Source organism: Pelagovum pacificum (assembly GCF_016134045.1).
Taxonomy (GTDB): Bacteria; Pseudomonadota; Alphaproteobacteria; order Rhodobacterales; family Rhodobacteraceae; genus Oceanicola; species Oceanicola pacificus_A.
This window is the reverse complement of the sequence record NZ_CP065915.1, coordinates 3,608,373-3,622,872: the sequence shown is the minus strand read 5'-3', so window position 1 is coordinate 3,622,872 and position 14,500 is coordinate 3,608,373. Positions and strand designations below refer to the sequence as shown.

The following is a 14,500-nucleotide window of genomic DNA, read 5'->3' as shown; positions in this document are numbered from 1 at the left end:
GGATCAGGGCAGGTATCCCTCGAACGTGACGCTGTCGGCGATCTTCCGGGCGGTCTGTTCGTCCTTTGCCGAACGGATGGTCCAGCAGAGAATCGTCGCGCCGTCGGCCTTCAGCTCCGCCACGCGGGGTGAATCGAGGACCGGCCAGTGGTGGCTGATGAAGGAGGCACCGGCCTCGTCATACATCGCGATTTTCGCGAGCTCGGCGCGGGTCGCCTCCGGCAGGTCGGGCCATTCAGGGCCGAAGCTGCAGGTGGTCAGGCCACGTGGCACGTCGGGCAACAGACGGGACAGCGTGACGATGGAGTGCGGGTTGAAAGACATGAGCGCAACGGTCGCGTCGCTGTCCTGAACTGCCCGCGCGACGGCCTCTTCCAGCGCGCCGATACCGGGGCCGAGCGCGCCGTCCTGATCCTTGATCTCGATTAGGAAACCGGGGGAGGGCTCCGCGAGCACTTGCGCCAGCGTCGGAATGTTTTCCGCCCCGTCCTTCAGCGGGATCGCGGTGAGGTCCGCAACCGTGCGTTCCCGGACCGGGCCGGTCTCGTCGGTCAGACGGTCGAGGCGGTCGTCGTGAAAGACCACCGCCTCCCCGTCGGCTGTCAGCTGAACGTCGATCTCCACCGGCAGGTCCCGCGCCGTGGCGGCACGGATCGCGGCGAGAGAGTTCTCGGGCCGCCCGTCTCGCCGGTCATGCAGGGCACGGTGGGCGATGGGGCGGCGCAGGAAGACGTCCGGCAGCCGAGGACGCATCATTCGAACTCGAAGATGCCTTCGATCTCGACCGCGAAGCCCATCGGGAGGGCGCCGGCGCTGACAGCGGAGCGCGCATGGCGGCCAGTGTCGCCGAACACGTCGACAAGGAAGTCGGAGGCGCCGTTGATGACTTGCGGCTGGTCGGTGAAGTCGGGGGTCGAGTTGACGAAGCCGAGCAGCTTCACCACGCGCTTGACCCGCGACAGGTCACCGTCGAGCGCGGATTTCACGTGCGAGAGCATGGAGATCGCGCAGGCCTTGGCGGCTTCGGCGCCCTGCTCGACGGTCATGTCGTCGCCGAGCGTGCCCTTGATCGGAGTGCCATCGAGGATCGAAACCTGCCCGGAGACGAAGATCAGGTTGCCGGTGATGACATACGGCACATAGGTGAAGTCCGGCGCTTTCGGCTCGGGCAGGGTGACGCCGAGCTCGGCAAGACGGGACGTGATATTTCCGGACATGGGGAGGTTCTCCGCAGCTTCGTTTTCGCTGCGGACGCTAGACTGCAATCAGGTCTCGCGAAAGGCCCTCGAGAAATAGTCCGTGAAGGGTTTCACCAGATAATCCATCGGACTGCGCGACGCGGTGCGCATGAACGCCTCGACCGGCATGCCTGGAACGATGGTCGCGCCCTCCGGCAGGCGATCGATCTGCGCATCGTCCAGCACGATTTCCGCCCGGTAGTAGCTGACGGAGGAATTCTCGTCGGTGAAGGCGTCGGCGGAGATCGTGACGACGTGCCCGTAAAGCTCCGGCGTGAAGCGCTGGTCGAAGGCGGGGAATCGCAGGCTGACCTCCTGGCCGACATAGATCTGGTCGATGTCGGTCGGCAGGACCTGGCTCGCGATGACGAGGGGGCGGTCCTGCGGGATCAGGTACATCACCTGGTCGGCGGGCCGGATGACGGAGCGCGGCGCGAACACCTGCAAACCGTAGACGATGCCGGACACCGGCGCGCGAATGTCGAGCCGGTCAAGCTGGCGTTGCAGGGCGCGGCGTCGCTCGGCCAGTTCGCGTTCGTTGTATTGCAGGTCGCGCAGGGTGGTGATCGCCTCTTCCCGGCGCTGGGTTTCGAGGCCGAGCGCCTCGATCTCCGTTTCGGTGATGCGACCCTGCGCCTGCGCGGCGGAGGCGGTGAGCTCTCCCATACGGCCGAGCAGGTTCGCCTGCTCCCGTTCGAGGGCAAGCACGCGGGACGCCTCGGCAAGGCCGCGGTCGAGCAGACTTTGCTGGTTGGCGAGCTCCTCGTCGATGAGGGACAGCTGGCGTTCGATCGACTCCTGTTGCGCAGCGATGCCATCGATCTGATCGGTGAACTGCTCCGCCTGCTTGGAGAGCTGTTCCTTCCGCGAGTCGAGTGTTTCGGCGCGGGCTTCGAACAGGCGTTGCTGGCCGTTCATCAGGTCGGCGACCCGGTCGTCGGGCTGGTCGTGCAGGAGATCGTCGAAGATCAGCTCATCGCTGCCGTCGCGCTCCGCCTCGAGCCGGGCGCGGCGGGCGATCAGTTCGAACAGCTGGTCCTCGGTCACGAGGAGTTCGGAGCGCAGTTCGTCCGCGTCGAGGCGGATCAGCAGGTCGCCGGCCTCCACCGGGTCGCCTTCGCTGACGAGGATTTCCTCCACCACGCCGCCGTCGGGGTGCTGGATCACCTGGCGGTTCTGGTCGACCTCGATCCGGCCCGACGCGATGATCGCGCCGGTGATGCGCGCGGCGACGGACCATGTGCCGAAGCCGCCGACCAGCAGCAGCAGCGCCAACAGGCCGAGGGTCAGGGGACGGCGGACGGACCAGGTCGAGTCGGTCTTGCTCATGATACGCTCGCCGGGCGGCTGCCCTTCTGGATCACTTCGTGGTTCTTCACCATTTCGCGCAGCACCTCGTCCTTCGGACCGAAGGCACGCCGGGCGCCGCCCTCGAGCATCAGGAGCAAGTCGCATTCCTGGATCGCGGCGGGACGGTGCGCCATGATGAGCACGCACTTCTCTTCGCGCTTGAAGGTGCGGATCGCCTCGTTCAGCGCCTGCGAGCCTTCGTTGTCGAGGTTGGAGTTCGGTTCATCCAGCACCAGCACGACCGGGTCGCCATACATCGCGCGGGCGAGACCGATCCGCTGGATCTGGCCGCCGGACAGGCGACCGCCGTTCATGTCGATGCGGGTGTCGTAGCCGTTCGGTAGCTTGAGGATCATGTCGTGCGCCGCGGCGCGTTTCGCAGCTTTGACTACCCCGGCTTCGTCCGGTTGCAGCGCCATGCGGGCGATATTCTCTGCGATCGTGCCTTCGAACAGCTGAACACGCTGGGGCAGGTAGCCGATATGCTGGCCGAGGACATCGGGCGCGAACTGGTCCAGCGCCGCGCCGTCGATCCGGATCTTGCCGCCGGCGGGGCGCCAGAGGCCCGTCAGCGCGCGGGCGAGCGTCGACTTGCCCGCACCGGACGCGCCGATCACGCCGAGCGCCTGTCCCGGTTCGAGCCGGAAGGACACCATGCGCAGCGACGCGGCCTGTTCGCCCGGCGGGATGATCGTCAGCTCGCGCGCTTCGAGCACCGCGCGGGGCGCGGGCAGGGGCATCGGCGTCGATTCCGGCGGGATCTCGGTCAGCAGCACTTCGAGGTTGCCCCATCCCTCTCGCGCACGCTGGACGAGGCTCCACTGGTTCACACCGAGTTCGATCGGCGCGAGCGCCCGGCCCAGCAGGATGGAGCCGGCGATCATCGCGCCCGCCGTCAGCTCGTTCTGCAGGACGAGGTAGGCGCCGAGGCCAAGCATCGCCGACTGTAGGAACAGGCGGAAAGACTTGGTGATCGCGCCATAGGTGCCGGTCACGTCCGCCGCCCCGACCGTTGCGCCGAGCGAGCGGTCACGGGCGATTTTCCAGCGCGTGAACGATGCGCCGCGCATGCCGAGCGATTGCACCATTTCCGATTCGGAGCGGATGCGGCTTCCGAGCGATTCCGCCTGCATGGTCGCGCCATTGGCGTTCGACAGCGGTTTGCGGCTGCCGAGTTGGTTGGCGACGGCGACAAGGATCAGGATCCCCGCGCCCGACAGCGCAAGGATGCCGAGCCACGGGTGGAACAGGAAGATCCCGAAGAAGAACAGCGGCGCCCACGGCAGGTCGAAGGCCGCCATCAGAACGGGCGAGGTCATCAGCCGCTGCACTGCTTCGAGGTCGCGCAGGCCGCTGGCCGCCTGCTCCGTCGCGCGGCCGGTCGAGGTCGCGGTGAGCACGGCGCTGAACACGCGTTCGTCCATCCGCGACTGGAAGCGCGCGCCGACGCGGCCCATGATCCGGCCACGGGCATAGTCGAGGATGCCCATCAGGAAATAGAGAAACGCGACCAGCGCCGTCAGTGCGATCAGGGTCTCGAGCGAGCGGGAGCCGAGCACCCGGTCATAGACGTTGAGCATGTAGAGCGGGCCGGTCAGCATCAGCAGGTTCACGAACAAGCTGAAGATCGCCACGAACCAGTAGAGGCCGCGGCTTTCCCGTCTGGCAGCAGCGAGTTCCTCCTGCCCGTTGCCCTTGATCCCCTTCGCCATAAGCGCTCCGTCGCCGCATCCCGGTGGAAATATCCGACCGGCTTGACATAATGCCCCATATTTCCTGTTTCGTTAAGCCACACTCTGCGGCCTTCCGACAGGTTTCATTCTGGCACGGGATGCTTATCTAAGTGGAAACAGAACTTCGATTCCGGACTGGTTTTTACGTGAATTCAATTAAATACGGGCGCGGAGCCACACTCTTCGCCTCGCTGGCGCTTGTCGCGGCCTGTAGTCAGCCGCAGCCGGGCGCCGAGTTCAACGATCCCTACGAGGGGTTCAACCGACAGGTCCATGCCGTCAACAAGGGCCTCGACCGGACGCTGCTGCGCCCGGCCAGCCGGGTCGTGACCGCGGCACCCCACGGCAACTATGACTGGGCCGTCAACTTCTCCGACAACCTGTCGCTGCCGGGAATGGTGGTGAACGGCGCCCTGCAAGGCGATGTCGAGGGCATGGCGCGCAATTCGATGCGCTTCATCATCAACTCCACGATCGGCGTCTTCGGACTGGCCGATTTCGCGGGGGACATGGGTCTCTACGAGAAGAAGACGGACTTCGGCCATACGCTCGCGGTCTGGGGTGTGCCGGAAGGCGCGTACCTGGAACTGCCGCTGATCGGTCCCTCGACCGAGCGGGACGCGGTGGGGGAGGTCGTGGACATGTTCCTCGACCCGCTCGACCACGTCAGCGAACCGGTTCAGCTGACATGGGGCACAGAGGCACAGGTCGGCGAGATCATCGTCGAGCGCGGCATCTACAGTTCCACGATCGATTCGGTGCTGCAGGACAGCGCCGACAGCTATGCCCAGTCCCGTCTCGCCTACTTGCAGAACCGTCGGTACGAGGTCGGAGAGACCGCGGACGACGGCGGCATCGACCCCTACGCGATCGACCCATACGGGATCGACCCATACGAGGAGCTTCAACAATGACCCCCACGCTCTCCCGCCGCGCGCTGATGCTCGGTGCGGGCGCCGGTGCCGCGCTGTCGCTGGTGCCGCTGCGTGCCGCCGCCGTCACAACAGACCAGGCGACGCAACTGGTCAACGCGCTGGTCGCCGACATCAACGCCGTCATCGCCTCCGGCAAGTCCGAGGGCGCGATGATCGGTGACTTCGCCAATCTCTTCGTGCGGTACGGCGATACGCCGACCATCGCGCAATACGTGCTCGGCAACGCCGGGCGCTCGGCCACGCCGCAGCAGCGGCAGAGGTTCACGCAGGCCTACACCTCCTATGTCGCGCAGAAGTACGGCTCGCGCTTCCGGGAATTCATCGGCAGCGAGATCCGGGTGGAAAGCGCGCAAGCGGTGAACAACTACGTCTCGGTCACGACGACCGCCTACCTGCGGGGCGAAAGCCCGTTCCGCGTGGACTTCCACATCTCCGACGGGTCGGGGCAGGCGAAGATGTTCAACCTCGTCGTCGAGGGCGTGAACATGCTGCTGTCCGAGCGGACGGAGATCGCCGCACTGCTCGACCGCAACGGCGGCAACGTCGATGCCATGATCGCCGCTATCAGCGGCTGATCCCCACGCGCCGGCGAGTGACGCTCGCCGGCCCCTTCGGGGCGCGACGTCGCCCCACCCCCCGTCCCGTCAGTCTCTGTCAGTTCGAACGGTTGTTCAGGATGTCGGTCAGCACGTCCTGCAGCACCTGCTCGGCCTCGTCCTGCCCCACAGTCGCGTTGCGGCTGTCGGCCTGGAACAGGCCGCTGTTGCCGGGCTGGGTCGGCGGAGTCATCGGCAGGGCGTTCGGCGTCATGCCCTCGGTGATCCGCACCATGACCTCGTGCCAGATGTCGGTGGGAAGGCCGCCGCCGGAGACGTTGTTCAGCGGCGAGTTGTCATCGTTGCCCATCCAGACGCCGACGACGTAATCCGCAGTGAAGCCGATGAACCACGCATCGCGGTTGGCCTGGGTCGTGCCGGTCTTGCCGGCGATCTGCCAGCCGGGGATCTGGGCCCGCGCGCCGGTGCCGTCTTCGACCACCTTGGACATCATCCAGACCAGCTGCTGCGCGCTTTCGCGGCGGATCACCCGTTCGCGGATACCGCCGGTGGTTTCCATGATCGAGGTGTTCTCGCCCTGCACGCGCAGGTCGGTCAGGCCATAGGGCAGCACGGCGGAGCCGCCGTTCAGGATGCCGGCGTATGCGCCGGTCATCTCGATCAGCGTGCTTTCGGACGCGCCGAGCGCCATGGCGGGGCCGTCGGCGATGTCGCTTTCGATGCCGAAGCCTTCGGCCACGGTTCGGACGTTGTCGCGGCCGACCGCCTCAGAGACCTTCACGGCAGGGATGTTCAGCGAATGAGTCAGTGCCTCGGTCAGCGTGACCGGTCCCCGGAAGCTGTTGGTGTAGTTCGACGGGCACCACTCGCCCGAGCCGGGGACGTTCATGCAGAAAGGCGCATCCTCGACCAGATCGAGCGGCGACATGTCCATATCGAGCGCGGCGGCATAGATGAAGGGCTTGAACGACGAGCCGGTCTGCCGCAGCGCCTGCGTCGCGCGGTTGAAGGCGGCCGACGCGCGCACGTCCCGGCCGCCGACCATCGCGCGGACCGCGCCGTCGGCGGACATGACCACCACGGCGGCCTCGGCGACGGACCCTTCGCGGACCTTCGTGTCGAAGATGTGGAGCAGCCCTTCTTCCGCCGCGCGCTGCAGGCGCGGATCGAAGGTGGTGCGGATGATGACGTCTTCGGTCGTGTTGCGGGTGTAGAACTCGGGCCCGCTCTCCATCACCCAGTCGGCGAAATAGCCACCGGCGCGCGCCTCGGCGGCTTGCGACAGCCGCGCGGGATTGTTGCGCGCGTCCGACGCCTGTGCGGCGGTCAGGTAGCCCTGATCCTCCATCAGGCCGATCACGATGTTGGCGCGGTTCTGCGCACGGTCGAGGCTCGACGTCGGCGCGTATGTCGACGGCGCCTTGAGCAGACCGGCGAGCATCGCGGACTCGGCGGGCGTCACCTGTGCGGCAGAGCGGCCGAAGTAGCGCTGCGCGGCCGCCTCGAACCCGCGTGAGCCGGCGCCCAGATAGGCACGGTTCAGGTAGATGGTGAGGATGTCTTCCTTGGAGTAGCGAACCTCCATCGCCATCGCGTAGACGGCTTCCTGCACCTTGCGCCAGAGCGTGGTCCGGCGGCAGTCGGCCTCGTACTCGGTTTCGTTCTCCCAGACGTCGGGGTCGTAAGGCCGACCGAGGCAGAGCAGCTTCGCCGTCTGCTGGGTGATGGTCGAGCCGCCGTTGCCCGACAGCGGGCCGCGTCCCTCGGAGAGGTTGATGCGGATGGCGGAGGCGACGCCGCGCGGGTCAACGCCGATGTGGCGATAGAAGCGGCGGTCCTCGGTCGCGACGACCGCGTCATGCAGGTGGGGCGACACGTCCTCGGCCCGGATCATCCCGCCGAACTGATCGCCGCGCCACGCGAAGGTCTCTCCATCGCGGTCGAGCATGGTGACGGAGCCCCGGGTGCGGGCATCGACCAGCTCGGTGATCTGGGGGAGGGTGCTGGCATAATAGCCGACGCCGAGCGCGATCAGAAGGCAGACCGCGAGGCCGAGGCGCCACGTCAGGCGCCAGATCAGCCGGAAGAACCAGCCGAAGACGAAGCTGACGATCGCCGCGATCCAGCCGAGCGGACCGCGAGGGCGACGCGATTTCGTGCGGCGGCTCTGGGTTCGTTTGGGTTTGCGCGTGGAGGACGACCGCTTTCCGGACGACCCGCGCCCGGACGATCCCTTGCCGGATCCGCCGCCATATCGTTTGTCCGCCACGAGGGGTCCGCGTTTTCCGCCGTTTCCGCTCATGCTGCCGCTCGTTGTCTGTTGTCTGCTCTTCTTTGCGGTGCAGCATAGCGAAGCGAGACGCCAATGTAGAGCCGGGATAGGGCGGGCAAGCGTCTTTTTGATGTGCTCATTGATTAATCATCGCGCACAATATTTAACGCAAGCGGTCGAGAGTCTGCCCAGCCGTCCCCCCTCATCCCCGTCAATTCCTTGTCGCCCGGTAACCTTCCGGGCCTTTTGACCACCGTGTGGCAGGGGCTGAGCTTTGCCGCGTGGGACCACTCGCAAGGGGAAGACCGTGAAACTTATCATTGCAACGATCAAGCCGTTCAAGCTGGAGGAGGTGCGCGAGGCGCTCACCGCCATCGGTGTCCGCGGCATGATGGTGACCGAAATCAAGGGGTTCGGATCTCAGTCCGGACACACCGAGATTTACCGCGGCGCTGAATATGCCGTGAATTTCGTACCGAAGGTGAAGCTGGAGATCGTCGTGCCAGCCAACATGGCGGACCAGGTCGTGTCGACCATCGCGACGACAGCGAAAACCGACAAGATCGGGGACGGCAAGATCTTCGTGCTCGAGGTCGAAAGCGCCCTGCGGGTGCGGACCGGCGAAACCAACGCAGAAGCACTGTGATCGGCCGGGGTAGAGGAGACAGGACGATGAATTTCATGAAACTCTGGCTTGCGGCGTTCCTGGTGGCGCTCTTGTCCTTCGGCGCAGTGGCCCCCGACATGGCCTGGGCGCAGGACGATGCCACCGAGGAAGCGGTCGAGGGTGACACCCCGGCCGAGGAAGTTGCCGAAGAAGCCGTCGAAGAGACGGGTGAGGCTGTGGAAGAAGCTGGCGAGGCCGTCGAAGACGCCGTCGCCACCGAAGAGGCTCCCGCCGAAGAAGAGGCCGCTGCGCCGTCCTTCGACGAGATCGGCCCCTACATCATGACCACGCTGCTGTTCCTGATCGGCGGCTTCCTGGTCATGTGGATGGCTGCCGGCTTTGCCATGCTCGAGGCCGGTCTGGTCCGGTCCAAGAACGTCACGACGCAGCTGACGAAGAACATCGCGCTCTTCAGCATCGCGGCGATCATGTACTGGCTGGTTGGCTTCAACCTGATGTACCCGGCCGAATGGATGATGGAAGGCTACCTCGGCCCGTTCTTCGCGATCACCGCGCTTGAGCCGGTCGGTCTCGATGCCGCGAACGCGTCGCTCGACTACGCCTCCGTCGCTTCGGACTTCTTCTTCCAGCTGATGTTCTGCGCCACCACCGCTTCGATCGTCTCCGGCACCCTCGCCGAGCGGATCAAGCTGTGGCCGTTCCTCATCTTCGTCGTCGTGCTGACCGGCTTCATCTACCCGATCGAGGCATCCTGGCAGTGGGGCGGTGGCTGGCTGTCCGAGATGGGCTTCTCCGACTTCGCCGGTTCGACGCTGGTGCACGCCGCTGGTGGCTTCGCCGCCCTCGCCGGTGCGCTCGTCCTCGGGCCGCGTCTGGGTCGCTATGTCGATGGTCGCGTCGTTCCCTACCCGGGTTCGAACCTGGCTCTCGCCACGCTCGGCACGTTCATCCTGTGGCTCGGCTGGTTCGGCTTCAACGGTGGGTCGCAGCTTGCTGCCGGCACCGTGGGCGACATCACCGACGTGGGCCGGATCTTCGCCAACACCAACATGGCGGCGGCAGCCGGCTCGGTGGCAGCGCTGATCCTCACCCAGGTGATGTACCGCAAGGTCGACCTCACCATGGTGCTCAACGGTGCGCTGGCCGGCCTCGTGTCGATCACCGCAGGCCCGCTCGACCCGACGCTCTTCGGGGCGCTGTGGATCGGTGCCATCGGTGGTGTGATCGTGGTGTTCGCCGTGCCGATGCTGGACAAGCTGAAGATCGACGACGTCGTCGGCGCCATCCCGGTCCACCTCATCGCCGGCTTCTGGGGCACGCTCGCCGTTCCCTTCTACACCGAGGGCACGAGCTTCGTGACGCAGATCATCGGCTTCCTGTCGATCGGCATCTTCGTCTTCGTGGTCAGCCTGGTTGTCTGGCTCATCCTCAAGGGCTTCATGGGGCTGCGTGTCTCCGAAGAAGCCGAACTTGCGGGTCTCGACACCACCGAGCTGGGCATGGAAGCCTATCCCGAATTCGCGAAAGGCTGATCCTCCTTCCTGTCAGCTTTGAGCAAACTCAGACCCGGGCGTTCGCGCCCGGGTTTTTTGCATTGATTTGCCTTGATTGTCCTGGGTATCTGAATAAGGTGACTTGGCATAATCGAGCTAATTAATAATGAAATATCGAAGTGAAATTGACGGCTTGCGGGCCGTGGCTGTAATTCCGGTTGTTCTTTTTCACGCAGGCTTGGAAAGTTTGAGTGGCGGATTTGTCGGGGTCGACATTTTCTTTGTCATATCCGGTTATCTAATCACCTCAATCTTAATCAAGGAACTCAAAGAGGGTCGTCTGAGCATTGCGTCCTTCTATGAAAGGCGTGTGCGAAGGATCCTCCCGGCACTCACCATTGTCGTAATTTCATGTCTTCCATTCGCATGGTTCTGGATGCTGCCTGAACAGCTTATTGATTTTTCAAGAAGCTTGGTAGCAGTAGGCACTTTCTCTTCAAACATTCTATTCTGGCTTGAGACCGGATATTTTGCGCCCGAGTCCGAATTGAAGCCATTGCTCCACACATGGAGCCTGGCCGTTGAAGAACAATTCTACCTATTTTTTCCTATCCTGCTCTTGCTGGTCTGGAGATTGGGAGAACGTTGGGTTGGGAGAATACTTGTCGGGTTGGTGATCCTCAGTTTTGCCGCGTGTCTGTGGATGTCGCAAACCCACCCGACGGCAAATTTCTATCTGTCACTGACACGATTTTGGGAATTGGCGCTTGGGTCGCTATGTGCATTAACAAAATTTTCAGTTCGAGGTTTCATTGCGGAAGGCGCGGCAATCATCGGACTTTTCTTGATAGCCCTTTCAATTGTGATCATCGATGACTCTGTGCCCTTCCCGAGTTTCTGGGCTCTGCTTCCGACCATCGGTACTGTTCTCATCATCAATTTCGGGCGAGAAGGTTCGCTGGTGGCTCGGCTGTTGTCGGCCAAGCCAATCGTGTTCATTGGATTGCTCAGCTACAGTACATACCTCTGGCACCAACCACTGTTCGCGTTCGCTCGACTGAGGAGCGTTGAAGAGCCAAATATCATGCTGATGCTCAGCCTCGCTCTGGCATCGTTTGGGCTGGCGTTTTTCTCGTGGCGGTACGTAGAGCAACCTTTCCGAAGCAAAGGAGATCAAGCGCTTGTTAAGGGTAGGGGCACCGTTCTTGGAGTTGGCCTCGCAGTATTGGCGAGTATTTCTTTCCTGGGGCTAATGGGTCACTGGAGTACCGGGTATCCGAATAGATTCGAGGGAACCATGCTTGCCTCAAGCGACGAATTCGATCTCCCATCCAGGCGCGCTGGATACTGCTTCTATAATATGAACCGGAATAGAGGTCTGGAAACAGGAAGTAACGGTCACGACTGCCATCTGGCCGGCGGTGAGAATGCCGAGACTACTGCATTATTGTTTGGAGACTCCTTCGCTGGTCAGTGGGAGCCATTTTGGGAGTTGATCGGAGCTCGACTCAACCTGGACATCGAAGTCCTAACTACGAATTGGTGCTCCCCTACGCTCGGCGAAGCATTCACCGGCCCGCGGACACACCCTGCGTTTCAGCAGTGTCTACTTAATCGGGACTACCTGGTGCAGGAACTTTCCGATTTCGACGTCGTGATATTGGCTGGCCAGTGGCATGCCATGGCGACCATGGGCTACTCGACTGCGCTCCTGGACACTATCGATTACATTCTGGCTGAAAGTGATGCTCGCGTAGTAATCATGCCGTCGCCGCCTGCCGTAGAAAGAAACAGCATCGAGCGCTTGGTGTACACCGGAAATGGCCAAATCATTCGTGACCAAGCTCGCGATTCTGAGGCCGAGAGCTTCCAATCGCGCATCGCTGAGCACTACTCGGATGAGCCTAGAGTTCGGTCCATTTCGCAGAGTGACCTGTTCCCAAATGGTCGGCTGCAGGACGTAGAGAACGGCCTGCCGTATTCTCTGGATGGATCGCACATCAGCATATATGGGAGTAGGCAGATTGCTAGCGAGTTTCTTGAAGCGGATGGTTTTGCTGAACTGTCCAAATTTATCAGCTCACCAGATTACCAACGCTAGTCGGCAATCCTAGCGAGTAGAGGGCCAGTCCTGCACCGGCCCCCTCCGCGCGTCAGGCCTTTTCGGCCTCGACGATGGCCTTGGCGAGAACCGGAACGGTCTTCTCGTTCAGGCCAGCGATGTTCATGCGGCTGTCGCCGACCATGTAGATGCCGTGGTCGGTGCGCAGACGCTCGACCACCTCGGGCGGCAGGCCGAGACGGGAGAACATGCCACGATGCTCCGCGATGAAGGCGTAGCGATCGGAGTTCGTCAGGCGAGCCAGTTCTCCGGCGAGTTGCTTGCGCAGCTCCAGCATGCCGAGGCGCACCTCTTCCAGCTCCGCTTCCCAATCCGCGCGCAGGTCGGGATCCTTGAGGATCGTCGTGACGACGCGGGCGCCATGATCCGGCGGGAAGGAATAGTTCTGGCGGTTCAGGTAGTTCATGTTCCCCTGCACCGTCTTGGTCTGGCCGGCCTCGGCGGAGATCGCCATTAGCAGGCCGGTCCGTTCGCGGTAGACGCCGAAGTTCTTCGAACAGCTGGCCGCTATCAGACACTCGTCCATAGCGCCGGCGATGGCACGGGTGGTGGCGGCGTCGGCGTCGAGCCCGTCGCCGAAGCCCTGGTAGGCGAGGTCGATCATCGGGATCGCGTCGCGCTCCTTCAGGACGCTGATCACCTTCTCGACCTGCTCGGCCGTCAGGTTCGCACCGGTCGGGTTGTGGCAGCAGCCGTGCAGCAGGACGATGTCGCCCTTCGCCACCGTGCCGAGATCCTCGACCATGCCGTCGAAATCGACGAGCGCGGTGGCCTCGTCGAAATAGCGGTAGCTCTGCGCGGGCATCCCCATGAACTTGAGGATCGACAGGTGGTTCGGCCACGTCGGGTCGGAGTGCCAGATCTTCGCGTCCGGGTTGGCGAGGCGAACCAGCTCGAAGCCCTGCCGGCAGGCGCCGGTGCCGCCGGGCGTGGCGATCGCGGCGATGCGGTCACGGGCGACGGTGCCGTCGAGGATCAGGTCGATCATGGCGTCGGCGAACTCCGGATCGCCGGCGAGGCCGGTGTAGGCCTTCGTTTCCTGCGTCTCGACGAGGCGGCGTTCGGCTTCCTTCACGGCGCGCATGACCGGGGTCACGCCCTCGGCATTCTTGTAGACGCCGACACCGAGGTCGACCTTCAGGTCGCGCGGGTCGTCCTTGTACATCTGCATGAGCGCAAGGATCTTGTCGGCGGGCTGCTCTTTCAGGGTCTCGAGCATCAGGCGTCTCCGGTGGCGATCGGCAGGTCGTCCCCCATGCCCCACTCGGCCCAGGAGCCGTCGTAGAGTGCATGGTCGGTCTTGCCGAGGGTTTGCAGGGCCAGCGACAGGACGGCGGCGGTGACGCCGGATCCGCAGCTGGTGATAACGGGGCGGTCGAGGTCCACGCCGGCGTCCTCGAAAGCGGCGCGGAGGCCCGCGTCATCCTTCATGGTGCCGTCCTCGTTCAGGACCTCCTTGAAGAAGACGTTGCGCGCGCCGGGAATGTGGCCGGAGCGCAGGCCCTCCCGCGGTTCGGGCGTCTCGCCGCGGAAGCGGTCGGGCGGCCGGGCGTCGACGATCTGCCAGTCGCCGAGCTTGGCGGCGGCGGCGACTTCGGTCACGCCCTTCACGAGATCCTCGTTCTTCTGGGCCATCAGGTGCCGTTCTCGCAGGATCGGCTGCTGGCCGGTCAGCGGGCGGCCTTCCGACTTCCACTTCGGCAGCCCGCCGTCGAGCACGGCGACATCGGTCTTGCCCATCAGGCGGAACAGCCACCAGACCCGCGCGGCGGAGAACAGGCCCGCACCGTCGTAGACGACGATCTGCTGGCCGTCGCCGATGCCGAGCCCGCGCATCGCGGAGACGAACTTCTCCGGCGGAGGGGCCATGTGCGGCAGGTCGCTGCGGTTGTCGCTGATCTCGTCGATATCGAAGAAGCGGGCGCCGGGAATGTGGGCGGTCGCATACTCGGCCCTCGCGTCCCGCTCCATCGCGGGGAGGTACCAGGAGGCGTCGATCACGCGCAGGTCCGGGGACTTCAGGCGCTCGGCCAGCCATTCGGTGGATACGAGTGTTGTCGGATCGTCGGGCCGGGTCACGGGTTTCTTGACCTCTCTCTCACGTCACGAGGTGACTATAGCGCTGAAAGAACAGTGGCAAGCCGACGGCGGCGCAGGCTACCGTCTGGGCGT

Annotated in this window: 12 protein-coding genes; 5 read left to right on the top strand and 7 right to left on the bottom strand. The window is 64.0% G+C overall.

What is annotated here, in order from left to right; genetic code table 11:
- Positions 1–3 precede the first annotated feature (3 nt).
- The 4 genes from I8N54_RS17805 to I8N54_RS17790 are packed head-to-tail and all read right to left on the bottom strand — an operon-like array spanning position 4 to position 4,300.
- Complete coding sequence (locus tag I8N54_RS17805; RefSeq protein WP_140195758.1) at positions 4–753, bottom strand: glycerophosphodiester phosphodiesterase family protein; 750 nt, start codon at positions 751–753, stop codon at positions 4–6.
- Positions 753–1,217 carry a RidA family protein gene (locus I8N54_RS17800; RefSeq protein WP_140195415.1) on the bottom strand — a complete coding sequence of 155 codons (465 nt, stop codon included), beginning with the start codon at positions 1,215–1,217 and terminating at the stop codon, positions 753–755. Before I8N54_RS17800 ends, I8N54_RS17805 begins: the two co-directional genes overlap by 1 nt.
- Before the next feature lie 48 nt (positions 1,218–1,265).
- Positions 1,266–2,567, bottom strand: coding sequence for an HlyD family type I secretion periplasmic adaptor subunit (locus I8N54_RS17795; RefSeq protein ID WP_140195417.1), 1,302 nt, complete (start codon positions 2,565–2,567; stop codon positions 1,266–1,268).
- Positions 2,564–4,300: a type I secretion system permease/ATPase gene (locus I8N54_RS17790; RefSeq protein WP_140195419.1), complete on the bottom strand. Its 1,737-nt coding sequence runs from the start codon at positions 4,298–4,300 to the stop codon at positions 2,564–2,566. Before I8N54_RS17790 ends, I8N54_RS17795 begins: the two co-directional genes overlap by 4 nt.
- A 167-nt stretch (positions 4,301–4,467) precedes the next feature.
- Here I8N54_RS17790 and I8N54_RS17785 point away from each other — a divergent pair, with 167 nt between their 5' ends.
- Both I8N54_RS17785 and I8N54_RS17780 read left to right on the top strand, forming a co-directional pair.
- Positions 4,468–5,235, top strand: coding sequence for an MlaA family lipoprotein (locus I8N54_RS17785; protein ID WP_140195421.1), 768 nt, complete (start codon positions 4,468–4,470; stop codon positions 5,233–5,235).
- Complete coding sequence (locus I8N54_RS17780; protein WP_140195423.1) at positions 5,232–5,831, top strand: ABC transporter substrate-binding protein; 600 nt, start codon at positions 5,232–5,234, stop codon at positions 5,829–5,831. Before I8N54_RS17785 ends, I8N54_RS17780 begins: the two co-directional genes overlap by 4 nt.
- 79 nt (positions 5,832–5,910) lie before the next feature.
- On the opposite strand, the gene I8N54_RS17775 is transcribed toward I8N54_RS17780, so the two are convergent.
- On the bottom strand, positions 5,911–8,115 hold the full coding sequence (locus I8N54_RS17775) for a transglycosylase domain-containing protein (RefSeq protein ID WP_140195425.1): 2,205 nt from the start codon (positions 8,113–8,115) through the stop codon (positions 5,911–5,913).
- Between the two features lie 277 nt (positions 8,116–8,392).
- Between I8N54_RS17775 and I8N54_RS17770 the strand changes: the two genes are divergently transcribed.
- From I8N54_RS17770 to I8N54_RS17760, 3 genes are all read left to right on the top strand, one after another.
- Positions 8,393–8,731 carry a P-II family nitrogen regulator gene (locus tag I8N54_RS17770; protein WP_140195427.1) on the top strand — a complete coding sequence of 113 codons (339 nt, stop codon included), beginning with the start codon at positions 8,393–8,395 and terminating at the stop codon, positions 8,729–8,731.
- Positions 8,732–8,757: 26 nt separating this feature from the next.
- Entirely contained in the window at positions 8,758–10,245 is a 1,488-nt protein-coding gene (locus I8N54_RS17765; RefSeq protein ID WP_231592611.1) for an ammonium transporter, read from the top strand.
- 127 nt (positions 10,246–10,372) lie between these two features.
- Positions 10,373–12,307, top strand: coding sequence for an acyltransferase family protein (locus I8N54_RS17760; RefSeq protein WP_140195429.1), 1,935 nt, complete (start codon positions 10,373–10,375; stop codon positions 12,305–12,307).
- A gap of 52 nt (positions 12,308–12,359) precedes the next feature.
- Here I8N54_RS17760 and I8N54_RS17755 read toward each other — a convergent pair whose 3' ends face one another.
- Positions 12,360–13,547 (bottom strand): amino acid aminotransferase, encoded by a 1,188-nt coding sequence (locus I8N54_RS17755; protein WP_140195431.1) that lies wholly within the window; start codon positions 13,545–13,547, stop codon positions 12,360–12,362.
- On the bottom strand, positions 13,547–14,407 hold the full coding sequence (gene sseA, locus I8N54_RS17750; protein WP_140195433.1) for a 3-mercaptopyruvate sulfurtransferase: 861 nt from the start codon (positions 14,405–14,407) through the stop codon (positions 13,547–13,549). Before sseA ends, I8N54_RS17755 begins: the two co-directional genes overlap by 1 nt.
- Positions 14,408–14,500 lie beyond the last annotated feature (93 nt).

Bases quoted from the DNA above. Each gene is read 5' to 3' on its own strand.
- I8N54_RS17780 (WP_140195423.1), top strand. From the start codon at position 5,232: ATGACCCCCACGCTCTCCCGCCGCGCGCTGATGCTCGGTGCGGGCGCC.
- I8N54_RS17765 (WP_231592611.1), top strand. From the start codon at position 8,758: ATGAATTTCATGAAACTCTGGCTTGCGGCGTTCCTGGTGGCGCTCTTG.
- I8N54_RS17760 (WP_140195429.1), top strand. From the start codon at position 10,373: ATGAAATATCGAAGTGAAATTGACGGCTTGCGGGCCGTGGCTGTAATT.
- I8N54_RS17795 (WP_140195417.1), bottom strand. From the start codon at position 2,567: ATGAGCAAGACCGACTCGACCTGGTCCGTCCGCCGTCCCCTGACCCTC.
- I8N54_RS17775 (WP_140195425.1), bottom strand. From the start codon at position 8,115: ATGAGCGGAAACGGCGGAAAACGCGGACCCCTCGTGGCGGACAAACGA.
- I8N54_RS17790 (WP_140195419.1), bottom strand. From the start codon at position 4,300: ATGGCGAAGGGGATCAAGGGCAACGGGCAGGAGGAACTCGCTGCTGCC.
- I8N54_RS17805 (WP_140195758.1), bottom strand. From the start codon at position 753: ATGCGTCCTCGGCTGCCGGACGTCTTCCTGCGCCGCCCCATCGCCCAC.
- I8N54_RS17800 (WP_140195415.1), bottom strand. From the start codon at position 1,217: ATGTCCGGAAATATCACGTCCCGTCTTGCCGAGCTCGGCGTCACCCTG.
- I8N54_RS17755 (WP_140195431.1), bottom strand. From the start codon at position 13,547: ATGCTCGAGACCCTGAAAGAGCAGCCCGCCGACAAGATCCTTGCGCTC.